This window comes from Enterobacter sp. SM3 (genome assembly GCF_009811935.2).
GTDB classification, from domain to species: Bacteria; Pseudomonadota; Gammaproteobacteria; order Enterobacterales; family Enterobacteriaceae; genus Enterobacter; species Enterobacter asburiae_D.
On record NZ_CP099971.1, the window covers coordinates 2,526,318 to 2,549,564 of the forward strand.

Consider the following 23,247-nt stretch of genomic DNA (forward strand, 5'->3'; position numbering starts at 1 on the left):
ACACCTATGTCATTAAGTCAGGACATTCTCGCCGAGCTGGCGGAAATTAAACCCGGTTCCCCTCTGGCAGAGGCGCGCGCCACGCGTGATGCCGCCACGCGCCACGCGCAGGGCAGCTACGAAATCCTGTTTAGCCAGCAGGATGATGATTTTGCACTCGACGAGCGCTTCGCCGTGGCGGCAAAAGTCGCCAGGTGGCACAGCGCGGAGGCGCTGGCCGCACACTATGCGGGGTTTGGCCTGGCTGACCCCACCTCAGAACGCCTGACCCCGGCGCTGAATTTTGCGCGGCTGCTGACGTTCTCCCCCGTCGAAGCGACGCCCGCAGCGTTAAGGGCGCTGACCCAGGCGGGATGGAGCAAGGAAGGCATTGTTACCCTGGCGCAGCTCGTCGCGTTTGTGAGCTTCCAGAGTCGACTCATCACCGGGCTGCGGCTGCTGAACGACAACCCCGCCGCCAAAAGCGATGCGCCGGTGGCGGCAGGCATCTGGCACACGACCGCAACAACGGTCACCGGGAAGGCGGCACCCGTCGCGTTTACCCAGCAGGAGCTGGGATGGGAACCGTGGATAGCGGCCAAACCGCTGGCGGACTTCCGTGACGATGAGGTTGCCATCCTGGCAAAATTTGGCCATACCGATTCCGACTACTTCCGCCTGCTGGGGCGCAACCTGCCGGTACTTGAACAGCGCACGTTGACGGATAAAGGAATTTTTTATACATCGGGGGGATTGCCGCGCGCCGAGCGCGAGCTGGCCGCAACGGTAGCCAGTAAAATCAACGGCTGCATTTACTGCGCATCTGTCCATGCGCGTAAAGCCAGCCAGCTGTCAAAGGATGACGCGGCGGTAGAGGCCCTGCTGGCGGTGCGTCCGGGGCAATCTCTCAGCGAGGGGCAATCCGCACGCTGGCAGGCGGAAATCGATTTTGCGGCGGCGCTGTCGGTCACGCCGCCTGCCACCACGCCGCTGCACCTGGCCGCGCTGGAAAAAGAGGGGCTGGATACCCTGGCGCAGCTTGATCTGGTGCAGTCCGCCGCGTTCTTCGCCTGGGCCAACCGCCTGATGCTGACCCTGGGTGAGCCCTGGCTTGCCTGAAGACTTTCAGGCTAACGCGCGAGCGTTAGCCTGAGCCCGTCTGGTCCGCAGGTGGCCGTAGATCAGCAGCGCACTCATGGCCGAGAAAGAGAGTATTGCCGCCGGCAGCGTGACGTAACGCCAGCTAAAGCCGAAGGTAATCATCATCCCGCCAAAATACGCGCCAATCGCACTGCCGAGATTAAACGCCATCTGCCCCCCAGCCGCCCCCAGCATCTCACCGCCCTTCGCATTTTGCAGAAGCAGAATTTGTAGCGGCGCAGAGAGTGCGAACAGCCCGGCACAGCAGATAAAGCCCATGACCAGCGAGGCCGTTTTCAGTTCGCCAAAGGCGAAAAGCAGCAGCAGTGAGGCGACAATTACCATGTCGGTGGTGGCCGCAATGCGCAGCGGGCTAAAACGCCCCGAGAGCTTACCGCTCAGCAGATTGCCCAACACCATACCAAGCCCCATCAGCATCATGATGGCCGTCATCATCCCTTCTGAATAACCGGAGACGTTGACCATAAACGGCTTAACGAAGCTGAACCACGCGAACACCCCGGCGTTGCCAAACATGGTGGCGGCAAAAATCAGCCAGGGTTCTGGTTTTTTCAGAAAGTGGAACTGCTCGGTCAATTTGATTTCTGACGTGTCGCGGATGTCCGGCACCCAGAGCAGAACCGAAAGGATCACCAGCGCGTCGAACACGGCAATCAGGAAAAAGGTATAGCGCCAGCTGAACTGGTGCCCGAGCCAGGTCCCCAGCGGAACGCCCACCAGGTTCGCCACAGTCATACCGGCGATCATTCCCGCCACCGCGACCGTCACCTTACCCGGCGGCGCAATTTTAGACAGGATAATCGCCCCGACGCCAAAAATGGCCCCGTGCGGAAAACCGGAAATCAGCCGTCCCAGCGCCAGCCAGAAGTACGACGTTGAGAACGTAAACAGACCGTTGCCGACAGCGGACATCGCCACCAGAAACAGCAGCGTGGTTTTTAATGAGAACTTGCCTGAGAACAGCGCCATAATCGGGGCGCCAATCACCACACCGAAAGCATAAAACGAGATCATATTCCCGGCGGAGGGAATCGAAATACCGGTGTCATGTGCCAGTTCAGTGAGCACGCCCATAATGCCAAATTCAGCCATCCCGAGGCCAAATGTGCCAAGTGCCAACGAAAAAATTGTCTTTTTCATACTTCAACCACTGGTTAATCACTCGCGACGGGCATTATTGAATAATCTTGTATGGTGAGCCAGTTCAAATCAGCTGGCTGACACGTTAATCCATTAATTCAGGTGAATTACACTTCATAGTGCGGCCTCGCTTTTCCCGCGCCGGACAACTTGAGGATGACAATCATGGGAAACAAAAAGAAAACCAGTGTCGCTGTCGATGTCGTAAAGAATGCTCCGTTAAAGACCAAAGAGTATGAACAAGAGCTACGTCGCCTGCACGTTGAACTGGTTAAGCTCCAGCAGTGGGTCGTCGCCAGGGGACTAAAGGTGTGCATCGTCTTTGAAGGACGCGACGGTGCCGGTAAAGGCGGTACCATTAAAGCGATCACCGAGCGCGTCAGCCCCCGCGTGTTTCGCGTTGTTGCGCTGCCTGCCCCAACTGATAAAGAAAAAAGCCAGCTCTACTTCCAGCGCTATGTGCCGCACCTGCCTTCGGCAGGCGAGATCGTGATATTCGATCGCAGTTGGTACAACCGCGCGGGCGTGGAACGGGTGATGGGATTCTGCACTGAGGAACAGGTGGAGAAATTTTTGGACGGCACGCCGGTGATGGAAAAAGCGATGGTGGATGCCGGTATTATCCTGCTGAAGTACTGGCTGGAGGTGACGCCGAAAGAGCAGGAGCGCCGCCTGCGCGACCGTATTAACGATGGTCGTAAAATCTGGAAGCTATCGCCGATGGATATTAAATCCTTTAACCTGTGGGACCAGTATACCCTCGCGCGCGACGCTATGTTTGAAGCCACCGATACCGCCTGGGCGCCGTGGTTTGTGGCCCGTTCAGAAGATAAAAAACGCGTGCGCCTGAATATTATTTCGCACCTGCTTTCGCAGATCCCCTATAAAGAAATACACGTAGACAAGGTGGATTTACCGAAACGCAAAATTGGTAAAGTCAAACCCACAAAATACCCGTTCCGGTATGTGGAGGAGCGGTTCTGAAATTACTGGAATACGCCTCGCAGAATGCAGATTACCAGGGGGTACAGTATTGTTTTTTGTTGGCTGCGGTTGATAATAACCGCACCAACAAAGGAGCTAATGATGAAACATACCGCAGAAACAAAACCGGGCCAGAACATCACATCGCGTAAGCCCTTGTGCCATGCAGAACAACGCTCTGCCAGACGGCATCAGCCTTCCGAAGAAGATCGTGCATTTATGCAGGCAATGAATGAGTTTGTAGAGAAACATGGAACGATTACTGATGATGATTTTTTCAGGGTGCTTTAATGCTGAGACAATTTAATGTTTATCGTAATACGTCTGCGGCAACTCGGGACAGACTTCCTTACTACATGCTTATTCAGGATGATTGCTACGACGATCTTGCCACACGCGTAATCGTACCGCTCGCGAGAAATAATAAGTTACCGTTATGGCAGAGCCAGTTGGCTCCAATCGTTAATATCGATTTTGAAACGTTTCTGATTTATTCGCCAATGATCACGAATATTAATAATCAAAAAATCGACCCTAAAGACTTTGTTTGTAATTTACGTAACGCACGTCATGACGTTATAGCGGCAATTGATCGTTTATTGACAAATACATGACTTAAGGCCTGCCAGGTAGGCAAGCGCAGCGCCGCCGGGCAAAGCCGACGGCGCAAGGCTCACTTCATTCCTTCCGTACTTTCCTGTTTCGCTTCCAGACGTTCCACGTCACGATACCAGCGCGGGTGGTGTTTCTGCGCCCAGCGGCGGCTCACCTTCCCTTCGATCATCCCTTTAATCGATCCTTTTACCCAGAACGCCATATACATATGTATGAGGATGGCGTGGATCAGAATGATGGCCGACGTGGCGTGGATCAACAGCGCGTAGCGAATCACCTGAATTGGGAAATACTGCGCAAAATACGGACGCCAGATAATCACCCCGGTCACTAGCAGGACAAAAATCATGCTCATGATGGTCCAGAACATCATCTTCTGTCCGGCATTGTATTTCCCCACCTTCGCAACCTTATGCTCGTTGCCTTTCAGGACTTCGACGATCCCTTTCACCCACGGGATATCCTGCTTGTCCGGGATATTATGGTGGACAAAGCGCACGAACATAAACATCAGCACCACGAAAATCAGCACGCCGAAGAACGGGTGCAGAATGCGACCCATCTGCGGAGTACCGAAGGTTTCGGTCAGCCACTGCAGCGTCGGGAAGAAGAACGAAATCCCCGACACCGCTACCAGGAAGAAGCAGATCACCACCGTCCAGTGGCAGGCGCGGTCAACAAACTTCGTGCGCACTATCATTTTCGACTTACTCATGATGCTCCTCCTCGTCGTCATCCACCTCTTTGTTTGGCCCGATACCGATGTAGTGATAAATCAGCCCCGCAAAGGTGGCGATAAAGCCCGCCGCGGAGAGCGGTTTAAGCGCCCCTTTCCACAGGTTGATGGACGTATCGATCGCCGGATCCTTCGGCAGGTTGTGGTACAGCTCCGGCTGGTCGTTGTGGTGCAGCACATACATCACGTGCGTACCGCCCACGCCCTGCGGGTTGTAAATGCCCGCATTCTGGTAGCCGCGCGCTTTCAGCTTGTCCACGCGCGCCTGCGCCACATCCAGCATCTCTTTTTTGGTGCCGAAGTGGATAGCCCCGGTCGGACAGGTTTTCACACAGGCAGGCTCCTGCCCGACGCTGACGCGGTCCACGCACAGGGTGCATTTGTATACCCGGTTATCCTCTTTATTGAGGCGGGGGATATTAAACGGACAGCCCGCGATGCAGTACCCGCAGCCGATACAGTTGTCCTGCTGGAAGTCGACGATCCCGTTGGCGTACTGAATAATCGCGCCGGCAGACGGGCACGCCTTCAGGCAGCCCGGATCTTCACAGTGCATGCAGCCGTCTTTGCGGATGAGCCACTCCAGCCTGCCGTTCTGGTCGGTTTCGCTAAAGCGCATTACCGTCCAGGATTTGGCGCTCAGATCCGCCGGATTGTCGTAGACCCCGACGCAATGCCCCACCTCGTCGCGGATATCGTTCCACTCCGAGCACGCCACCTGGCAGGCCTTGCAGCCCACGCAGGAGGAGACGTCGATAAGCTTGGCGACCTCTGCCTTGTAGTCCCGCGCGCGGGGCGCGGGCGTTATTGGGTTAGTCGCGGAGCGTTTGATAACGTCTTGTGTTTCCATCGCCATTGAATCGCTCCTTACGCTTTCTCGATGTTGACCAGAAACGCCTTGTACTCCGGCGTTTGCGAGTTGGAATCGCCGACGTTTGGCGTCAGGGTATTGGCGATGTAGCCTTTCTGCGCCACACCCTCAAAGCCCCAGTGCAGCGGGATACCGACGGTTTCCACCTGCTGCCCGTGCACGTTCAGACTTTGCAAACGACGGGTCACCACCGCCACCGCGCGAATAAAGCCGCGCTTGCTGCTCACCTTCACGCGGTCGCCGTTGGCAATCCCTTTCGCCTTCGCCAGCGTCTCGCTGATCTCCACAAACTGTTCCGGCTGCGCGATAGCGTTAAGCCGCGCGTGCTTGGTCCAGGTATGGAAATGTTCGGTCAGGCGGTAGGTCGTCCCTACGTACGGGAACTTGTCCTTTTTGCCTAAGCGCAGGACATCGTCTTCGTAGATGCGCACCACCGGGCTGGAGATCACGTTTGGATGCAGCGGGTTGGTGCCCAGCGGCGTTTCCATCGGCTCGTAGTGTTCCGGGAACGGCCCTTCAGCCAGCTTGTTGAGGGCAAACAGGCGTCCCAGCCCTTCCGGCTGCATGATAAACGGCCCGGTGTTGCTGCCGGGCGCGGCGGTGTTGTAGTCCGGGATATCGTTCCCCGTCCACTTCGCCCCGTTCCACTGGATCAGCATGCGCTTCGGATCCCACGGCTTGCCGTTCACGTCTGCAGACGCGCGGTTGTACAGCACGCGACGGTTCAGCGGCCACGCCCATGCCCAGCCCAGCGTATTGCCCAGCCCGGACGGATCGGCGTTATCGCGGTTCGCCATCTGGTTACCCTGCTCCGTCCAACTGCCGGTGTAGATCCAGCAGGACGACGCCGTCGTGCCGTCGTCGCGCAGCAGCGCGAAGCTGTTCAGCAGCTGGCCTTTCTTCGCCACCAGGTTGCCGTTAGCGTCATAGAGATCCGCCAGCGCCACGCCGTTGTTCTCTTTGGCGACTTCCTCTGACTCAGGACGATCGGGCTGCTTGTAGTCCCAGCCCATCTTCAGCAGCGGCTCAGCGCCTTTGCCGCCTTCGGTGCGGTACATTTCGCGCAGGCGATGGTAAATCCCGGCAAGGATCTCACCGTCGTTACGCGCTTCGCCCGGGGCATCCTGGCCTTTCCAGTGCCACTGCAGCCAGCGGCCAGAGTTGGCAATAGATCCGTCTTCTTCTGCAAAGCAGGTGGACGGCAGGCGGAACACCTCGGTCTGAATCGACGCCGGATCGACATCGTTTGATTCCCCGTGGTTCTGCCAGAAGGTGGAGGTCTCGGTCACCAGCGGATCGATAACCACCATGTACTTCAGCTTGCTCAGGCTGCGAACGACTTTGTTTTTGTCCGGGAAGGAGGCCACCGGGTTGAAGCCCTGGCAGATATAGCCCGTGACGTTGCCCTTATCCATCATGTTGAAGTACTTGATGACGTCGTAAGCCTGGTCCCACTTCGGCAACCACTCAAAGCCCCAGTCGTTTTCCTTCTGCGCCGCGTCGCCGTAGAAGGATTTCATCAGGCTGACGTAGAACTTCGGATAGTTGCTCCAGTAGTTCACCTGATCCGGCAGCGTCGCTTTTGGCGTATTGGCCTCAAGATACGTTTGCAGATCGGCCTGCTTTTCAGACGGCAGCGTCAGGTAGCCCGGCAGGCTGGTTGAGAGCAGACCAAGGTCGGTGAGCCCCTGAATATTGGAGTGACCGCGCAGCGCGTTCACGCCGCCCCCCGCCATGCCCATGTTGCCGAGCAGCAGCTGGATCATCGCCATGGTGCGGATGTTCTGAGCGCCGACGGTATGCTGCGTCCAGCCCAGCGCGTACAGGAACGTCGTAGTTCTGTCTGCGGCACTGGTTGAGGCCAGCACTTCACAGACCTTCAGGAAGTCCGCTTTCGGCGTGCCGCAGATGTTTTCCACCACGTCCGGCGTGTAGCGGGAAACGTGCTGCTTCAGCAGGTTCCACACGCAGCGCGGGTGCGTTAGCGTTTCATCACGCAGCGCATAGCCGTTTTCGTCAAACTGGTAGTTCCAGGAAGACTTGTCGTACTGGCGTTTTTCAGCGTCATAGCCGCTAAACAGCCCGTCATCGAAGGCAAAATCATCCCGCACCAGCAGGTTCGCGTTGGTGTAGTGCTTAACGTATTCCGCGTTAATTTTGTTGTTTTCGATCAGGTACAGCAGTACCCCAGACAGGAACGTAATGTCCGTGCCGGAGCGGATTGGCGCATAGATATCGGCCACCGATGCCGTGCGCGTAAAGCGCGGATCGACGACGATAAGCGTCGCATCGTTGTTATTTTTCGCCTCCATCGCCCAGCGGAATCCCACCGGATGGGCTTCTGCGGCGTTACCGCCCATCACCACCACGACGTTAGCGTTTTTGATATCAACCCAGTGGTTGGTCATCGCACCGCGACCAAATGTTGGAGCAAGACTTGCTACCGTTGGTCCGTGTCAGACGCGCGCCTGGTTGTCTACCGCCAGCATGCCAAGAGAGCGCACAAATTTTTGCGTCAGCATGCCGGTTTCATTACTCGCCGCAGACGCGCAAAGCATCCCGGTGGAAAGCCAGCGGTTAACCGTTACGCCCTGCGCGTTCTTTTCAATAAAGTTGGCGTCGCGGTCGGCTTTCATTAATTTGGCAATACGGGAGAAGGCCTCATCCCAGGAGATTCGCTGCCATTTATCAGAACCCGGCGCGCGGTATTCCGGGTAGCGCAGGCGATTTTCGCTGTGTACATAGTCCAGCAGCCCCGCCCCTTTCGGGCAAAGCGCCCCGCGGCTCACCGGATGATCCGGATCCCCTTCAATATGGTAAATCGCTTCTCTGGCGTTCTTCGCGCCATCGCCCAGGCTATACATCAAAAGCCCACAACCTACGGAGCAGTATGTGCAGGTGTTACGGATCTCTTTCGCGCGCAGCAGCTTATAGTTGCGTGCCTGAGCCAGCGCCATTTTGGGAGCAAATCCCAGCATGGCTGCCGTTGTTCCGGCCATACCGCCCGCGCAGATTTTGAAAAATTGTCTGCGGCTGACGTCCATTGTTGTCCTCGTTTTCGAATAAGACTTCGCGCCGCAAACTAGCAGTTACTCCCCTGATTTTTTTGCGTCAAATCAAGGTCATCTGTCTTCCCCCCCTTAATAGTCACCCCCGGTATATTTAAATACCCCTTTTTGATTAACGGTTTAAGAGAATAATGGGCGACAGCGTCAGGATGAATGCGATACATTTTTCCTCTGATTTTTATTGCAATGGCGAAGTAATGGACAGAAAAAAAGCAACGCTAATTGGGCTGGCGGCAATACTGCTATGGAGCACCATGGTAGGCCTTATTCGCAGCGTGAGTGAGGGATTAGGCCCGGTAGGCGGTGCGGCGATGATCTACACGCTGAGCGGATTACTGTGTCTGGTGACGGTAGGATTTCCTGATATCAGGCGGTTTTCACCCCGCTATCTTATTGCCGGCAGCGTTTTATTTGTCAGCTACGAAATATGCCTGGCGCTGTCGTTGGGCTATGCTGCAACGCGTTCGCAGGCTATTGAAGTGGGCATGGTCAATTATCTTTGGCCAAGCCTGACCATTGTGTTTGCCATCTTGTTCAACGGACAGAAATCAACCCTGTGGGTGATCCCCGGCTTAGCCGTCTCATTGCTGGGCGTCTGCTGGGTATTGGGCGGTGAACAGGGTTTACATCTTGATGAAATAACCCGCAATATCGTTTCGAGCCCGCTGAGCTACGCGCTGGCGTTTGCCGGGGCATTTATCTGGGCCGCCTACTGCACGGTCACCAGCAAATTTGCGAAAGGACAAAACGGCATCACCCTGTTTGTTTTGCTGACCGCGCTGAGCCTGTGGGTGAAATATGCCCTGAGCGATCAGCCCGAGATGGTGTTCACGCTTCCGGTGGTGGTGAAACTCGTCATGTGCGGTATCGCGCTTGGGTTAGGATACGCCGCATGGAATATTGGCATCCTTCACGGTAACGTCACGGTACTGGCTGCCGTATCCTATTTCACCCCGGTCCTCTCAGCCGCGCTTGCCGCCGTAGTGCTGAGTTCCCCCCTCTCATTCTCGTTCTGGCAGGGCGCGCTGATGGTCTGCGCCGGGTCGTTGCTCTGCTGGTACGCAACAAGACAATAATGTTTTCTCCAACGGCCGGGGGAATTTCAGCCCGGCAACATAATTAACATAAATTTAAAATGTGATCGCACCTCAGAATATTTATCATAATAATAGGGCATCCGTTTAAATTCGGTTTATATTTGATGCCTTCTGTAAATGACCCACAAGATAACTGACACAAACTGACAACAGAATGAAATTAGTCAACTATAAATATTAACGCCATGGATAGCGCTAAGTGAAATAATTCACTTCTGACACATTCACAGGAACATTCGCAATATACGTCACAACACTACCCTAACCCACTGTTATTAAGCCAAAACACTAATACCCACCCCCTCAATGCATCGGGAATACCGAAATCTAACTCAATAGACTAAACCTCGTAGAAATTATAGCAATGACAATAGTCCCGCAGATAACATAATTGTCAATCGTATAAAATTCGGTCGCTTTGTTTGAATAATCGACTTTTCACACGATCGAGATCACACTAATTGAAATTATCTCTAATAATTTGAAACTTATTATTGAAATAAGACTACGAGATTTTTAAAAATAGCATGCCATTGACGAGCAGCCTCGTTTAGAAATCGTTCACAGTGGTTCAGGAAATACCGAAAAAAATTATAAGGAACATTTAAGATGAAACTTAAATTAGTTGCAGTGGCAGTCACTTCCATGCTGGCAGCAGGCGTTGTTAACGCTGCCGAAATTTACAACAAAGACGGTAACAAGCTGGATCTGTACGGTAAAGTAACAGGTCTGCACTATTTCTCTGATGACGCTGGCGCAGATGGCGATAAAACCTACATGCGTATCGGCTTCAAGGGTGAAACCCAGGTTAACGATCAGCTGTCCGGCTACGGCCAGTGGGAATACCAGATTCAGGGTAACAAAGACGAAGGTGACAACCAGTCCTGGACCCGTGTGGCGTTTGCCGGTCTGAAGTTTGCTGAAGCAGGCTCCTTTGATTACGGTCGTAACTACGGCGTGATTTACGACGTGACCTCATGGACAGACGTTCTGCCAGAATTCGGCGGCGACACCTACGGTGCCGACAACTTCCTGCAGTCTCGTGCAAACGGCGTTGCGACCTACCGTAACCAGGACTTCTTTGGTCTGGTTGACGGCCTGAACTTTGCTCTGCAGTACCAGGGCAAAAACGGCAGCGTAAGCGGTGAAAACACCAGCGGTCGCAGCCTGCTGAACCAGAACGGTGACGGCTACGGCGCGTCCCTGACTTACGACCTGGGCGAAGGCTTCAGCGTAGGTGGCGCAATGTCCTCTTCACGTCGTACCGCTGACCAGAATGCTGCTGGCGTATACGGTGAAGGCGACCGCGCTGAAGTGTACAGCGGTGGTGTGAAATACGACGCAAACAACATTTACCTTGCTGCGCAGTACTCTCAGACCTATAACGCAACCCGTTTCGGTACCTCTAACGGTAACCGCAGCGACATCTACGGTTTTGCAAACAAGGCGCAAAACTTCGAAGTTGTGGCTCAGTATCAGTTCGACTTTGGCCTGCGCCCATCCATCGCTTACCTGCAGTCTAAAGGTAAAGATATCGAGAACTTTGGCGACCAGGATCTGGTTAAATACATCGATGTTGGCACGACCTACTATTTTAACAAAAATATGTCCACCTACGTGGATTACAAAATCAACCTGCTCGACGACAACCAGTTCACTCGCCAGGCAGGCATCGGTACCGACAACATCGTTGCACTGGGTCTGACCTACCAGTTCTAAACCTTGTCTGTTCAAAAGCCAGCTGAATAAGCTGGCTTTTTTTTATCTGTCTCTTTTACCCTGTTGACGACTCACCGCTCGCCGCCCGACGCAGCCAGTTTTGCAGCAGCTTACCGTCCTCGGTCATCTCTGAATCTGAACGAACGCAGAGGTGATAGTCGCGCCCGTCATCAATGGGTAAATCAAATATTTTCACCAGCTCGCCGCTCTCAAGATAAGGTGCGATCAGCGGCTCGCGCATTAACGCGCAGCCGAGCCCGGCCTGCACGCCCGCCAGCGTTAACAGCCCGTCTTCAAACAGAGGGCCGCTGCGCCGGAGTGGCCGTTTTACCCCCTGCTGCAAAAACCACTGCGGCCACGTGGTGCGCTCCTCATCATGCAGCAGCGGCATTTGCAGCAGTTGCTCAGGCGTGTCGATATGGCCATGAATGCGCAAAAACGCGCGGCTGCATACCGGCACCATCTGTCCGGAAATCAGCTTTTCGCTCTGGTAGCCCGCCCACTGACCGTTACCAAAACGAATCGACATATCCGAAGCATCGCTCAGATAGTTACGATGGTTGGCATACACAACGTTGATCTCGGTCTGAGGGTTGGCACGCATAAAATCAGGCAGACGCGGGATAAACCACCCCATGCCAAAAAGCGGGATCAGGCTGATGGTGACCTGACGCGTTTGCGCCTGCTCAGACAGATGCTCCGTTGCCTGGCGCAGGACGTTAAACGCCGCACGGATCGAACGGTAATATTCACGTCCGTGCTGGCTCAGCACCAGCCTGCGCCCCTGACGCTCCGTCAGCGGCATTTGCAGATACCCTTCGAGCACTTTGAGCTGATGACTGACCGCCGACGGTGAGATATCCAGCTCCTGCGCGGCCAGCGTGACGCTGCCCAGCCGGGCGATGGCCTCAAAGGCACGGACAGCCCGAAGCGGCGGATCGTTTGCCAGGCGACTGTCTGCATACGCGGACAAACCCACCGATTGTTCTGTTTTATTCATATGTTGATTTCTTTAGGCTTTTTAGCCAGGAGCGTGATTACATTATCTTTATGTAAATCATTAAGATATAGAAATACCGGTTTATCATAAGAAATAATATATGTGTATTTTACAATTTAATTCATTTATCGGATGGTAGCCGCAGAAACAGCACTTTGCGGGTACAGACGTTGGATACACTCATACAACAACTGATCAACGGCGTGATGCTGGGAAGCATTTACGCGCTGATCGCGCTGGGCTATACCATGGTGTATGGCATCTTGCGCATTATTAACTTTGCTCACGGCGATATTCTGATGGTCGGTGCGCTCACCACGCTTTCCGCCATTAACGCCCTGAACGCCACCTTTCCGCACATGCCGCTGCTGTTGCAGCTTGGCGCTGCCCTGGCGATTGCCATGGCCGTTTGCGCCCTGCTGGCAATGGCCGTGGAGCGCTTTGCCTACCGCCGACTGCGCAACGCCCCGCGCCTGGCGCCGCTTATCTCGGGTATCGGCGTCTCGGTCCTGCTGCAAACCGTGGCGATGATTATCTGGACGCGCAACCCGCTGATGTTCCCGCAGATCCTGCCCATGGAGCCGATCGCCGTGACGTCAGGAAGCGAACTGCATCCCCCTGCCATTGTGACCGTCACCGGCATTGTTACCGTGGGGCTGGCGCTTGCGGTGATGACAGGGCTATGGATGCTGGTGGAATACACCCGCCTGGGCCGCGGCATGCGCGCCGTGGCGGAAAACCCGCGCGTTGCCACGCTGATGGGGGTTAACCCCAATGCCATTATTACCCTGACGTTCGCCATTGGCGGCGTATTTGCCGCGCTGGCAGGCGTCATGATGGCCAGCAACTACGGCAACGCCAGCTTCTCAATGGGCTTTTTGCCCGGGATCAAAGCCTTTACCGCCGCCGTGCTGGGGGGCATTGGTAACATTCGTGGTGCAATGATTGGCGGGATCCTGCTCGGCATTATCGAAGCGCTGGGCGCAGGTTATCTGGGGGAACTGACCCACGGCGTCTTTGGCAGCAACTATCAGGACGTTTTTGCCTTCATGGTCCTGATTCTGGTGCTGGTCTTCCGTCCGGCAGGCCTGCTGGGCGAGCGCGTGGCGCACAGGGCGTAAGGAAAAAGATGACTACTCTTCAACTACAAACCCCGGCGGTGCCGCGCAAATTCTGGTCAGGCATGGTCCTGTTCTGCCTCGCGCTGCTGGTTGCTCCCGTGGTGGCCACCCAGCTTGGCGGCAACTACTGGGTGCGTGTTATCGACTTCGCCCTGCTCTACATCATGCTGGCGCTGGGGCTCAATATTGTGGTGGGGTATACCGGCCTGCTGGATATGGGGTTTATCGCCTTTTACGCGGTCGGCGCCTATCTCGCTGCACTGATGGCCTCGCCACACCTGCTGGAGGTGTTTCCACTCCTCGGCGTCTGGTTCCCGGACGGGCTGCACACGTCATATCTGCTGATTATTCCGCTGGCTGCGCTCGTCGCTGCGGTTTGCGGTATTTTGCTGGGTGCTCCTACGCTGAAGCTGCGCGGCGACTATCTGGCGATAGTGACCCTCGGCTTTGGCGAAATCATCCGCATCCTGATGCGCAACCTCGACCGTCCGGTAAACATCACCAACGGTGCAAAGGGCATTACCGGGGTGGATACGCTGAATCTGTTCGGCCTGAAGTTCAGCGGCGTATACCACTGGTTTGGTTTCAAAGTGCCCGCCCTGTGGCTGTGGTACTACCTGCTGATGCTGGTGATTGTGGCGATTATTTTTGTCTGCCTGCGCCTGCAGCATTCCCGTATTGGTCGCGCCTGGCACGCCATCCGTGAAGATGAGGATGTGGCCCGCGCGATGGGCATCAACGTGCGTAACTATAAGCTGCTGGCCTTTGCGATGGGTGCCTCGTTTGGCGGCGTAGCGGGTGCCCTCTTCGGCGCGTTTCAGGGCTTTGTCTCCCCGGAATCCTTCACGTTACAGGAATCCATTGCCGTGCTGGCGATGGTGGTGCTGGGCGGTATGGGACATATTCCGGGCGTGATCCTCGGCGCGATACTGCTTACCGCCCTGCCGGAACTGCTGCGCAGTCAGGCAGCCCCGGTTCAGCAGGCGCTGTTCGGTACGGTACTGATTGACCCGGAAGTGCTGCGTCAGCTGTTCTACGGCCTGGCGCTGGTGCTGGTCATGCTGGTGCGTCCTGCCGGGATCTGGCCGGTACGCCACAAGGAGGTGAATACATGAGTCTGTTAACCGTACGCAACATGTCCAAACGCTTCGGCGGGCTTACCGCCGTGGATGACGTTTCGATCGCCGTGAACAAGGGTGAGATTTACGGCCTGATTGGTCCTAACGGGGCGGGAAAAACCACCTGTTTTAACCTGATCACCGGGCTTTACCCGGCGGACAGCGGTGAATTTTCAATTGCCGACAAGCCCTATTTTCCAAAGCACATTGAGAAAGTCACCGCCGCCGGGATTGCGCGCACCTTTCAGAACGTGCGCCTCTTTAACGACATGTCGGTGCTGGAAAACGTGATGGTGGGTCGCCACGTGCGCACCCGTAACGGCCTGTGGGCCGCGCTGAGCCGCCACAAACGCGCTCGCGCGGAAGAGACGCAGACCCGGGAGCTGGCCTGGCACTGGCTGGAGTACACCGGCATTGCGAAGTTTGCCCACTACCGCGCCTGCGATCTGGCCTATGGCCACCAGCGCCGTCTGGAGATTGCCCGCGCGCTGGCAACGGAACCGCTGCTGCTGGCGCTGGACGAACCCGCCGCCGGGATGAACGCAGCGGAAAAAGTGGCGCTCGGCGAGCTGCTTATCCGCCTGCGCGACGACGGCAAAACCCTGCTGATGATTGAACATGACGTCAAGCTGGTGATGGGCATCTGCGATCGCCTGACGGTGCTTGATTACGGTAAAACGCTCGCCAGCGGCACGCCGGAGAGCGTGCGCCGCGATCCGGCAGTGATCGCCGCCTGGCTTGGAGGCAACGCCCATGTCTGAATTACTGAAAGTGGAACGTGTGGACGTGCATTACGGCGGCATTCAGGCCGTACGCGATGTCTCTTTTACCCTGCACGAGGGCGAACAGGCTACGCTGATCGGCGCTAACGGCGCGGGGAAAAGCTCCACCGTGCGCGCCATTACCGGGCTGGAAAACTTTAGCGGCAGTATTGAGTTCAACGGTAAAGCGGTACGTAAGCACAGGCCCGAAACCCTGCTCCGCGACGGGTTGGTCATGGTCCCGGAAGGACGTGGGATCTTCTCCCGAATGACGGTGCTGGAAAACCTGCAGATGGGCGCCTGGCTCAGGCGTGACACTGTCACCGTTAAGCAAGAGATGAATGCCATTTTCGAACGCTTCCCGCGCCTGGGAGAACGCCAGCATCAGCTCGCCGGCCTGCTTTCCGGCGGAGAACAACAGCTGCTGGCCCTTAACCGCGCCCTGCTCAGCCGCCCGCGGCTGCTGATCCTCGACGAACCCTCTATGGGCCTTGCGCCGAAGATGGTCGAAAACATTTTTGCCGTCATTGCCGGCCTGCGCGAGCGCGGCGTTGCCCTGCTGCTCATCGAACAAAACGCCCGTCTCGCGCTGGAAGTCACCGACAGCGCGTGGGTGATGGACAGCGGCAGCATTGTTCATCATGGCGAATCGAAAGCGCTGCTCAAGGACGATCAGATTGCACAGATTTATTTGGGCGAAATGCCCGTTTAACAACACCAGCCAACATCAGGGAAATACAATGAAAACAGTAAAAATCAGTGCGCTCAGCGCCGCTATCCTCCTCGGCAGTTTTGCCTCGACGGCCGCGTGGGCAGCCGACGGTGAAACCGTGGTTATCGGTCTGGCAGGCCCGCTCACCGGCCCGTCCGCCCGTATTGGTAAAGATCTGGAGAACGGCGCGCAGCTGGCCATTGACGACATTAACAAGCAGCACCCGACCATCGGCGGCAAAGCGGTGACCTTCAAACTGCAGTCCGAAGACGATCAGTCCGACCCGCGCACCGCCGTGGCTGTTGCGCAGCGTCTGGTGGATAGCGGCGTGGCGGGCGTGGTCGGTCACTGGAACACCGGTACCAGCATTCCTGCCGCACGCGTCTATCACGATGCGGGTATCGCCCAGGTGGCACCGGTTGCGACCGGTCACGCCTATACCAAACAGGGTTTTGATACCAGCTTCCGCGTGATGGGCCATGACGACGACGGCGGTCAGTTTGCCGGTCAGTACGCGGTCAATACCCTGAAAGCCAAACGCATTGCGGTGATCGACGACCGTACCGCCTTTGGTCAGGGACTGGCGGACCAGTTTATTAAATCGCTTGAAGCGCAGGGCGTGAAAATTGTCGATCGTCAGTACGTTGATGACAAAACGGTGGACTTCAGCGCCGTGCTGACCGCTATTCGCAGTAAAAACGCCGATCTGATCTTCTTCGGCGGCGTCGACAGCCAGGCCGCACCGCTGGCGCGTCGTATCAAACAGCTGGGCATGAACGCCACCCTGATGGGCGCAGGTGGATTTGTCAGTCAGACGTTCCTGCAGCTGGCGCAGAAAGAAGGCGAAGGCGTTGTCGCCCTCGAACCAGGCCTGCCGGTTGAGCAGATGCCGGGCGGTAAAGCATTCGAACAGGCGTACCAGTCACGCTACCACACCCATATCGAACTGCACGCTCCGTTCGCCTATGACGCCACCCGCGTGCTGGTTGCGGCGATGGAAAAAGCAGACTCCGTTGAGCCGTCCGACTATCTGCCCGCCCTGCGCGCCATTAGCTACTCCGGCGTCACCGGACAGATCGCGTTTGATAAAGAAGGTAACCTGAAATCGCCGTCTTTCACCGTTTACAAAGTTGTCGATGGCAAATGGCAGCCGCAGACCGTGCTGGGTGGCGCAAAAGCGAAGTAACGCAGTGAGGGCAATGTGATGAGTGATAATAACGAGCTGGGCATTCTCGCCCGCCGCAAAATTGAAGCAGAAATTATTAAGCCAATTTATGAAATCCTGGTGCGCGAGATAGGGAAAACCCGCGCCCAGGCGGTCATTGGCGAGGCTATCGAGCAGGCCGCGATTGACGCAGGCAGAGCGTTTGCCAGCAAAGAACCCAACGGCGCGGACGTCAAGAGTTTCATCGCCCTGCAGTATCTGTGGGAAAAAGATAACGCCCTGGACGTGAAGGTGATCGACGCCGACGACCAGCAGTACAACTACAACGTGATCCGCTGCCGCTACGCGGAGATGTATCATGAAATGGGGCTGGGCGAGATCGGTCATCTGCTCTCCTGCGCGCGCGATGAAAAATTTATCGTTGGCTATGCGCCGGACGTGAAGCTGACCCGCACCACCACCATCATGCAGGGCGGTTCGTGCTGTGATTTCCGCTACCGCAGCAGTAAGGACAAGACATGATCTGCGTTAACGCCGAACGGCTGTGGTCAACGCTTGAGATGATGGCGCAGATCGGCGGCACGCCCGCCGGTGGCGTGACCCGTCTGGCACTGAGCGAGGAAGATCGTATTGCGCGTAACCTGCTGCGCGACTGGGCGCTGGACGCGGGTTTCACCTGCGACGTCGACAGCATGGGCAATATGTTTATCCGTCGACCGGGGAAAAACCCGCAGCTTGCCCCGGTCATGACGGGTTCACATGTGGATACCCAGCCGCTGGGCGGTAACTACGACGGAGTTTACGGCGTGCTGGCCGGGCTGGAGCTGCTGCGAACCCTTAACGATCATAACGTTAAGACCGAGCGTGACGTTGTGCTGGTGAACTGGACTAACGAAGAAGGCGCGCGCTTTGCGCCGGCCATGCTCTCTTCAGGGGTCTGGACGGGACAGTTTAGCGAAGCGTACGCGCATGCCCGCACGGATAACGATGGCATCACCGTGGGCGAAGCGCTGGAGAGCATTGGCTACCGGGGTGAAGCCTCTGCCTGTGCGTTTCCCGTTCACGCCTGCTACGAACTGCACATCGAACAGGGCCCAATCCTGGAAGATGAGGTCATCGATATCGGGTTAGTCCGCGCGGCAATGGGCCAGCGCTGGTTTTCCCTGACGCTGGACGGATTCGCCGCCCACGCGGGCACGACGCCGATGCACAGCCGCCGCGACGCGCTGACCGCCTTTGCCGAGCTGGCGCTGAAGGTGGAAGAGATTGGCTATCGGCATGCGCCGGACGGACGCGCGACGATCGGTATGGCGAAGGTTACGCCAAACTCGCGCAACGTCGTGCCGTCTCGCGTGGAATGCAGCGTCGAGTTTCGCCATCCGGCGCAGCAGGCGCTGGAAGCCATGGAAGCGGCGCTGCATAAGGTGGCTGAAAGCCTGCAATTGCGCGGCGTCGCGGCTGCCGTTGAACGCATTTTTGACTATGCGCCCATCGCGTTTGATGCCGAATGCCTGGCTCGTACGGAGAAGGCCGTAGCGGAACTGGGCTATTCGTCGAAACCGATGGTTTCCGGTGCGGGACACGACGCCTGCTATGTCAGCAAAATTGCGCCCGCCAGCATGATCTTTATCCCCTGCGTGAAAGGCATCAGCCATAACGAAGCGGAAAGGATCCTGCCAGAGTGGTCGGAGAAAGGGGCGAATGTGTTATTGCATAGCGTCCTGTCTGCGGCCCTTGAGAGATAGAACGGTGCGAAAGCAGACGAGCTCTGCTTTCGCCAGAATCTACACGGCAACGCGTCGGCTGATTTCGACAACCCGATCGCTGGGAAGGTGATAGTGGTTGATGACGTGCGTGCAGTTGCGCTTCATAAAAGCAAATATGTGCCGTTGCCAGGCCGCCATGCCTGCCTCACCCTCGCCTGCCACAATGGTTTCATGCCCGACATACCAGGTGGCGTCGTCCGTGGCAAAAAGCGCGTTAATCTCGCTGACACCCTGCAACAAATGCGGGATGTCCGGGTGTTCCATAAAGCCATACTGCGCCACGCCGTGCCAGTAGCCCGGCGCGCGCTGCTCTACCCTGATACGTTGCTCTTCCCCCACATAGGGCACATTCAGAATATCAATGGTAAGCGACAACACGTCCTGCTGTAGCGCCCGGTTTCGCGCGACATGCCAGCGCATGACCGGCGGGATATTGTTCTGCGTACGGGTCAAAAAGACGGCGGCGCCCGCCACCCTGGGCACCGTCTTTTGCTGAAGCTGGGCAAAGAACGCATCCACGCTGACGCCCTTCTCGCCCACCGATGCGGATACCGCCTTAACGCCGCGGTGCCAGATCAGCATCACCGTACAAATCGCTGCGGCCATCAGCAGCGGAATATAACCGCCTTCCAGGACCTTAATCAGATTGGCAAACAAGAAGGTGGCATCAATCACCAGGAAACAGAGGGCAATCACCGCGCTGCTGGCCAGGCTCCAGCGCCACACTTCCCGCATCGCCACAAACAACAGCCCCGTGGTCATCAGCATGGTTAACGACACGGCGATGCCGTACGCAGCGGCGAGCTTATCGGAGGATTTGAAGAACACCACCAGCCCGATGGTCACCACCATCAGCAGCCAGTTTATGATCCCGATATAAATCTGACCGTAGCTTTCTGCCGCCGTCTGTTTGATGCGTAATCGGGGTAGCCAGCCAAGCTGAATGGCCTGGCGCGTCATGGAAAACGCGCCGGTAATAATCGCCTGACTGGCGATGATCGTCGCCAGCGCGGCAAGAATGATGAGCGGAACCTGGAGCACAGGCGGACAGAGCGTGTAGAAAAGGTTTTGCTTGCTGTCGGCACCGGCCAGAATCAGCGCTGACTGGCCAGCATAGTTGAGCAGCAGCGAAGGAAAGACGATACCGTACCAGGCAAGCCAGATCGGCTTTTTACCAAAGTGCCCCATGTCTGCATACAGGGCCTCGGCACCCGTCACGCAGAGAAAAACGCCCCCCAGGACCAGGAAACTGGTATATCCGTTCGAGAACAAAAACGCGATGCCGTACGCAGGATTGAGGGCCAGCAGTACTGAGGGGTATTGGACGATCCCCCGCACGCCCAGCGCAGCAATCGCCAAAAACCACAGCGCCATGACAGGGCCAAATATTTTCCCTATGCGGGCGGTACCAAAAGGCTGGATAAGAAACAGCGCCAGCAATACTGCCACCGTCAGGGGTAATATGTACGGCTGGGACTCAGGGATCACCATCTCCAGCCCTTCAAGAGCAGAAAGCACGGAGATTGCCGGGGTTATCGCGCCGTCACCGTAAATCAGCGCTGCGCCAATCAGGGCGGCAAAAATAACCCAGCGCCCGCCTTTGCCTTTCTCAACCAGAAGCGACATCAAGGCCATGATGCCCCCCTCGCCATGATTATCAATTCGCATGGCGAAGGCGGCATATTTTATGGATGTCACCAGGATGAGTGTCCAGGTAATCAGCGAGAGCAGGCCCAGTATGACGCCGGGCGTTGGATCATGCTCAGAGAGCGACAGCACCGTGCGGAAGGTATAGAGCGGGCTGGTGCCGATATCACCAAAAACGACGCCCAGCGCCCCCCCTGCAAGCAGGGTTAACCGGGAGAGCGGTTGGGACGGTTCACTGCTGTGGCGAGGGCTCATATTTTCCAGCAAGAGTCAGATAATCCTATAAAAAACATAGCCCATCTGCCCGGCCCGCGCCAACCGATCGCCCTGTATTACTGCGGCTTGACCTTCGCCAGGCTGAACCAGATCCCCACTGCCAACAGCAGCAGCATTCCGCCCGCGCTGCCCAGCGCCACGCTGTGCGAGGTGATAAACGCGCTTTTCGCCGCCTCAATCACCGACTCCGCCAGCGTCGGGGTCAGATCCTGCGCCACCTTCATCGCCTCACCAATGGATGACGAGGCTTTATCGACGAGCGAGGCATTAAGCCCTTGCGGCAGGTCAATCGACGCCGAGAAGCTGCGGGTCAACAGCAGACCAAAGATGGCGATCCCCAGCCCGGCGCCCAGTTCATAGGACATGGTTTCAATTGCCCCTGCGGCGGCGGCCTTCTCTTTCGGCGCGGCCGCCATAATTGCCGAGGTCGAGGCCAGCAGCGCGCTGGCGGCACTGAAGCCGAGCAGCACCATCAGCCCCCACGCCTGCCACTGCTGCGTGCTGAAATCGAGCATCGACAGGCCGATAAAGCTGACGGCGCTGAGCCCCATTCCACCTGCCGCCACAAGGCGCAGGCCGAGACGTCCCACCAGGACCCCCGCTATCGGGCCGCTAAACCCGCTGGCGACCATCACCGGCAGCATGAACATTCCCGCTTCAAACGGCGTAAAGCCATGAACAAACTGCAGTTCTTGCGCCATCAGCAGTTCAAACCCCACCAGCGCGATCATGGCCGTCATCGCCATCACCACGCCGCTCAAAATGATGCGATGGCAGAACAGACGCATGTCGATCATCGGTACGCGAGCGCGGAGCTGAATACGCACGAAGATAAACAGCAGCACCGAGCCGGTCACCAGCGCGGACGCGACTACCCACGGTGACAGGGCGCCTTTTAACGCGGTTTTCGCGCTGTAGACCAGCAGCAAAATCGCCACAATCAGCATAATGGCATGGCTAATATTCAGCGGCTGCTCCGGGCGTCCCTGCTGAGGAGGCACAAAACGCGCGGCCAGCGAAACCACCACCAGCACGATCGGCACGTTGATTAAAAACACCGATCCCCAGTAAAAATGCTCAAGCAGCATACCGCCAATCAGCGGACCAAACGCCGCCCCACCGGACCCCACCGCTGCCCAGACGCCGAGCGCAATATTACGATCCCGCGCGTCGATAAACAGGGTGCGGATCCCAGCCAGCGTAGCCGGAATAATCATCGCCGCACCAATTGCCAGCGAGGCGCGCGCCGCAATCAGCCACCCTGCTGACGGGGCAAACGCTGCCGCCAGCGACGACAGGCCAAACAGCGTGCTGCCAATCATGAGCAATCGCTTAAAACCAATGCGGTCACCCAGGGCGCCCATCGGCAGCACCATTCCCGCCATCACCAGCGAGTAAATATCGATGATCCACAGCAATTCATTGCCGCTGGCACCCAGCGTCATGCTCAATGTCGGCGCCGCCACGTGCAGCACCGTCGCGTCGATCGCCACCGGGATATACACCAGCACGATAATCACTAACGCTAACCACTGACGAAACATAAATTTCCTTTTCTTTTAAAACATGGACACATGTCCAGGATGCGATCCTACGTAAAGTTGAACGCATGTCCAGCTTTTTGTTACACTCGTTTCATTCCCATTGAGAGTGAGTAAACATGCGATATCTAAGCAAGGATGAACGGCGGGAAGCCATCTTACAGGCCGCCATGCGCGTGGCGCTGGCTGAAGGACTGGCGGCCATGACGGTACGCCGTATTGCCGCCGAGGCCGGGGTCGCCACCGGCCAGGTGCATCATCACTTTACGTCTGGCGGGGAGCTAAAATCGCTGGCGTTCGTACGGTTGATTCGCGAGCTGCTGGATGCGGACGTCGCGGGTAAACAGGCCGGATGGCGGGAACAGCTTCATGGCATGCTCGGCAGCGATGACGGCAGGTTTGAGCCCTATATTCGCCTGTGGCGTGAAGCGCAGATCCTCGCCAGCCGTGATGCTGAAATTAAGGCCGCCTATGTGATGACCATGGAGATGTGGCATCAGGAAACGGTGGCGCTAATCAAAGCGGGAACGGAGGCCGGAGAATTGAATCCGGGCGATCGGGCGGAAAATATTGCCTGGCGCTTGATTGGTCTGGTGTGCGGGCTTGACGGAATGTATATCTTAAACATGCCCGAAATGGACGAAGCCGCGTTTAACAATCATCTTGATACATTAATCACGCTCGAGTTGTTTAATACCCCGTCCAGGTAGTGATGTTGCCGGGTGGCGGCTACGCCTTACCCGGCCTACCTTTTGTCTACTCCCGGTCTG

At 56.7% G+C, this 23,247-nt stretch carries 21 protein-coding genes; 14 read left to right on the top strand and 7 right to left on the bottom strand.

From position 1 onward, the window contains the following. Positions 1-6 precede the first annotated feature (6 nt). Positions 7-1,098: an alkylhydroperoxidase domain protein gene (locus GVO84_RS11905; RefSeq protein ID WP_159514244.1), complete on the top strand. Its 1,092-nt coding sequence runs from the start codon at positions 7-9 to the stop codon at positions 1,096-1,098. A gap of 6 nt (positions 1,099-1,104) precedes the next feature. Here GVO84_RS11905 and araJ read toward each other — a convergent pair whose 3' ends face one another. Further along, positions 1,105-2,280 (bottom strand): MFS transporter AraJ, encoded by a 1,176-nt coding sequence (gene araJ, locus GVO84_RS11910; protein ID WP_159514245.1) that lies wholly within the window; start codon positions 2,278-2,280, stop codon positions 1,105-1,107. Between the two features lie 165 nt (positions 2,281-2,445). Between araJ and ppk2 the strand changes: the two genes are divergently transcribed. From ppk2 to GVO84_RS11925, 3 genes are all read left to right on the top strand, one after another. Then, the gene (ppk2, locus tag GVO84_RS11915; RefSeq protein ID WP_159514246.1) at positions 2,446-3,264 is read left to right on the top strand and encodes a polyphosphate kinase 2; all 819 of its coding nucleotides are present in this window, start codon (positions 2,446-2,448) and stop codon (positions 3,262-3,264) included. A gap of 99 nt (positions 3,265-3,363) precedes the next feature. Further along, positions 3,364-3,555: a type II toxin-antitoxin system CcdA family antitoxin gene (locus GVO84_RS11920; RefSeq protein ID WP_159514247.1), complete on the top strand. Its 192-nt coding sequence runs from the start codon at positions 3,364-3,366 to the stop codon at positions 3,553-3,555. Further along, entirely contained in the window at positions 3,555-3,878 is a 324-nt protein-coding gene (locus GVO84_RS11925; protein WP_159514248.1) for a CcdB family protein, read from the top strand. The genes GVO84_RS11920 and GVO84_RS11925 overlap by 1 nt, the downstream gene beginning before the upstream one ends. A 59-nt stretch (positions 3,879-3,937) precedes the next feature. Here GVO84_RS11925 and fdnI read toward each other — a convergent pair whose 3' ends face one another. The 3 genes from fdnI to fdnG are packed head-to-tail and all read right to left on the bottom strand — an operon-like array spanning position 3,938 to position 8,530. Beyond that, the gene (fdnI, locus tag GVO84_RS11930) at positions 3,938-4,594 is read right to left on the bottom strand and encodes a formate dehydrogenase-N subunit gamma (RefSeq protein WP_063437952.1); all 657 of its coding nucleotides are present in this window, start codon (positions 4,592-4,594) and stop codon (positions 3,938-3,940) included. After that, the gene (gene fdxH, locus GVO84_RS11935) at positions 4,587-5,471 is read right to left on the bottom strand and encodes a formate dehydrogenase subunit beta (RefSeq protein ID WP_159514249.1); all 885 of its coding nucleotides are present in this window, start codon (positions 5,469-5,471) and stop codon (positions 4,587-4,589) included. Before fdxH ends, fdnI begins: the two co-directional genes overlap by 8 nt. Before the next feature lie 11 nt (positions 5,472-5,482). Continuing rightward, positions 5,483-8,530, bottom strand: coding sequence for a formate dehydrogenase-N subunit alpha (gene fdnG, locus GVO84_RS11940; RefSeq protein ID WP_159514250.1), 3,048 nt, complete (start codon positions 8,528-8,530; stop codon positions 5,483-5,485). A gap of 221 nt (positions 8,531-8,751) precedes the next feature. Between fdnG and yddG the strand changes: the two genes are divergently transcribed. Next, positions 8,752-9,630 (top strand): aromatic amino acid DMT transporter YddG, encoded by an 879-nt coding sequence (gene yddG, locus GVO84_RS11945; RefSeq protein WP_159514251.1) that lies wholly within the window; start codon positions 8,752-8,754, stop codon positions 9,628-9,630. 630 nt (positions 9,631-10,260) lie between these two features. After that, positions 10,261-11,370, top strand: coding sequence for a porin OmpC (locus GVO84_RS11950; RefSeq protein ID WP_033145646.1), 1,110 nt, complete (start codon positions 10,261-10,263; stop codon positions 11,368-11,370). A 55-nt stretch (positions 11,371-11,425) separates the two neighbouring features. Here the strand turns inward: GVO84_RS11950 and GVO84_RS11955 are convergent, their stop codons facing one another. Continuing rightward, positions 11,426-12,370, bottom strand: a complete 945-nt coding sequence (locus tag GVO84_RS11955) for a LysR substrate-binding domain-containing protein (RefSeq protein WP_159514252.1) — start codon at positions 12,368-12,370, stop codon at positions 11,426-11,428. A gap of 170 nt (positions 12,371-12,540) precedes the next feature. On the opposite strand from GVO84_RS11955, the gene GVO84_RS11960 reads away from it, so the two are divergent. From GVO84_RS11960 to GVO84_RS11990, 7 genes are read left to right on the top strand one after another with little or no spacing between them, the layout of a single operon-like run. After that, positions 12,541-13,491, top strand: coding sequence for a branched-chain amino acid ABC transporter permease (locus GVO84_RS11960; protein WP_159514253.1), 951 nt, complete (start codon positions 12,541-12,543; stop codon positions 13,489-13,491). 8 nt (positions 13,492-13,499) lie between these two features. Further along, the gene (locus tag GVO84_RS11965) at positions 13,500-14,606 is read left to right on the top strand and encodes a branched-chain amino acid ABC transporter permease (protein WP_159514254.1); all 1,107 of its coding nucleotides are present in this window, start codon (positions 13,500-13,502) and stop codon (positions 14,604-14,606) included. Continuing rightward, entirely contained in the window at positions 14,603-15,370 is a 768-nt protein-coding gene (locus GVO84_RS11970) for an ABC transporter ATP-binding protein (protein WP_121423824.1), read from the top strand. The genes GVO84_RS11965 and GVO84_RS11970 overlap by 4 nt, the downstream gene beginning before the upstream one ends. After that, positions 15,363-16,082, top strand: a complete 720-nt coding sequence (locus GVO84_RS11975; RefSeq protein WP_159514255.1) for an ABC transporter ATP-binding protein — start codon at positions 15,363-15,365, stop codon at positions 16,080-16,082. Before GVO84_RS11970 ends, GVO84_RS11975 begins: the two co-directional genes overlap by 8 nt. 28 nt (positions 16,083-16,110) lie before the next feature. After that, the gene (locus GVO84_RS11980; RefSeq protein ID WP_159514256.1) at positions 16,111-17,268 is read left to right on the top strand and encodes a branched-chain amino acid ABC transporter substrate-binding protein; all 1,158 of its coding nucleotides are present in this window, start codon (positions 16,111-16,113) and stop codon (positions 17,266-17,268) included. An 18-nt stretch (positions 17,269-17,286) separates the two neighbouring features. Beyond that, positions 17,287-17,769, top strand: coding sequence for an L-2-amino-thiazoline-4-carboxylic acid hydrolase (locus GVO84_RS11985; RefSeq protein ID WP_159514257.1), 483 nt, complete (start codon positions 17,287-17,289; stop codon positions 17,767-17,769). Then, complete coding sequence (locus GVO84_RS11990) at positions 17,766-18,992, top strand: Zn-dependent hydrolase (protein ID WP_159514258.1); 1,227 nt, start codon at positions 17,766-17,768, stop codon at positions 18,990-18,992. The genes GVO84_RS11985 and GVO84_RS11990 overlap by 4 nt, the downstream gene beginning before the upstream one ends. A 39-nt stretch (positions 18,993-19,031) precedes the next feature. Here the strand turns inward: GVO84_RS11990 and GVO84_RS11995 are convergent, their stop codons facing one another. Further along, positions 19,032-20,915: a potassium transporter Kup gene (locus GVO84_RS11995; protein ID WP_159514259.1), complete on the bottom strand. Its 1,884-nt coding sequence runs from the start codon at positions 20,913-20,915 to the stop codon at positions 19,032-19,034. A gap of 77 nt (positions 20,916-20,992) precedes the next feature. Beyond that, on the bottom strand, positions 20,993-22,480 hold the full coding sequence (locus GVO84_RS12000; protein ID WP_159514260.1) for an MFS transporter: 1,488 nt from the start codon (positions 22,478-22,480) through the stop codon (positions 20,993-20,995). Positions 22,481-22,596: 116 nt separating this feature from the next. Between GVO84_RS12000 and GVO84_RS12005 the strand changes: the two genes are divergently transcribed. Beyond that, positions 22,597-23,187, top strand: coding sequence for a TetR family transcriptional regulator (locus tag GVO84_RS12005; RefSeq protein WP_159514261.1), 591 nt, complete (start codon positions 22,597-22,599; stop codon positions 23,185-23,187). Positions 23,188-23,247 lie beyond the last annotated feature (60 nt).

What these genes read in the sequence shown, in the direction of transcription:
- GVO84_RS11990 (WP_159514258.1), top strand. Translation starts at nt 17,766, where the DNA reads ATGATCTGCGTTAACGCCGAACGGCTGTGGTCAACGCTTGAGATGATG.
- GVO84_RS11995 (WP_159514259.1), bottom strand. Translation starts at nt 20,915, where the DNA reads ATGAGCCCTCGCCACAGCAGTGAACCGTCCCAACCGCTCTCCCGGTTA.
- GVO84_RS11970 (WP_121423824.1), top strand. Translation starts at nt 14,603, where the DNA reads ATGAGTCTGTTAACCGTACGCAACATGTCCAAACGCTTCGGCGGGCTT.
- araJ (WP_159514245.1), bottom strand. Translation starts at nt 2,280, where the DNA reads ATGAAAAAGACAATTTTTTCGTTGGCACTTGGCACATTTGGCCTCGGG.
- GVO84_RS11980 (WP_159514256.1), top strand. Translation starts at nt 16,111, where the DNA reads ATGAAAACAGTAAAAATCAGTGCGCTCAGCGCCGCTATCCTCCTCGGC.
- GVO84_RS11975 (WP_159514255.1), top strand. Translation starts at nt 15,363, where the DNA reads ATGTCTGAATTACTGAAAGTGGAACGTGTGGACGTGCATTACGGCGGC.
- GVO84_RS11965 (WP_159514254.1), top strand. Translation starts at nt 13,500, where the DNA reads ATGACTACTCTTCAACTACAAACCCCGGCGGTGCCGCGCAAATTCTGG.
- ppk2 (WP_159514246.1), top strand. Translation starts at nt 2,446, where the DNA reads ATGGGAAACAAAAAGAAAACCAGTGTCGCTGTCGATGTCGTAAAGAAT.
- GVO84_RS11985 (WP_159514257.1), top strand. Translation starts at nt 17,287, where the DNA reads ATGAGTGATAATAACGAGCTGGGCATTCTCGCCCGCCGCAAAATTGAA.
- GVO84_RS11920 (WP_159514247.1), top strand. Translation starts at nt 3,364, where the DNA reads ATGATGAAACATACCGCAGAAACAAAACCGGGCCAGAACATCACATCG.
- GVO84_RS12005 (WP_159514261.1), top strand. Translation starts at nt 22,597, where the DNA reads ATGCGATATCTAAGCAAGGATGAACGGCGGGAAGCCATCTTACAGGCC.
- fdxH (WP_159514249.1), bottom strand. Translation starts at nt 5,471, where the DNA reads ATGGCGATGGAAACACAAGACGTTATCAAACGCTCCGCGACTAACCCA.
- GVO84_RS11925 (WP_159514248.1), top strand. Translation starts at nt 3,555, where the DNA reads ATGCTGAGACAATTTAATGTTTATCGTAATACGTCTGCGGCAACTCGG.
- GVO84_RS11950 (WP_033145646.1), top strand. Translation starts at nt 10,261, where the DNA reads ATGAAACTTAAATTAGTTGCAGTGGCAGTCACTTCCATGCTGGCAGCA.
- GVO84_RS11955 (WP_159514252.1), bottom strand. Translation starts at nt 12,370, where the DNA reads ATGAATAAAACAGAACAATCGGTGGGTTTGTCCGCGTATGCAGACAGT.
- GVO84_RS11905 (WP_159514244.1), top strand. Translation starts at nt 7, where the DNA reads ATGTCATTAAGTCAGGACATTCTCGCCGAGCTGGCGGAAATTAAACCC.
- GVO84_RS12000 (WP_159514260.1), bottom strand. Translation starts at nt 22,480, where the DNA reads ATGTTTCGTCAGTGGTTAGCGTTAGTGATTATCGTGCTGGTGTATATC.
- yddG (WP_159514251.1), top strand. Translation starts at nt 8,752, where the DNA reads ATGGACAGAAAAAAAGCAACGCTAATTGGGCTGGCGGCAATACTGCTA.
- fdnI (WP_063437952.1), bottom strand. Translation starts at nt 4,594, where the DNA reads ATGAGTAAGTCGAAAATGATAGTGCGCACGAAGTTTGTTGACCGCGCC.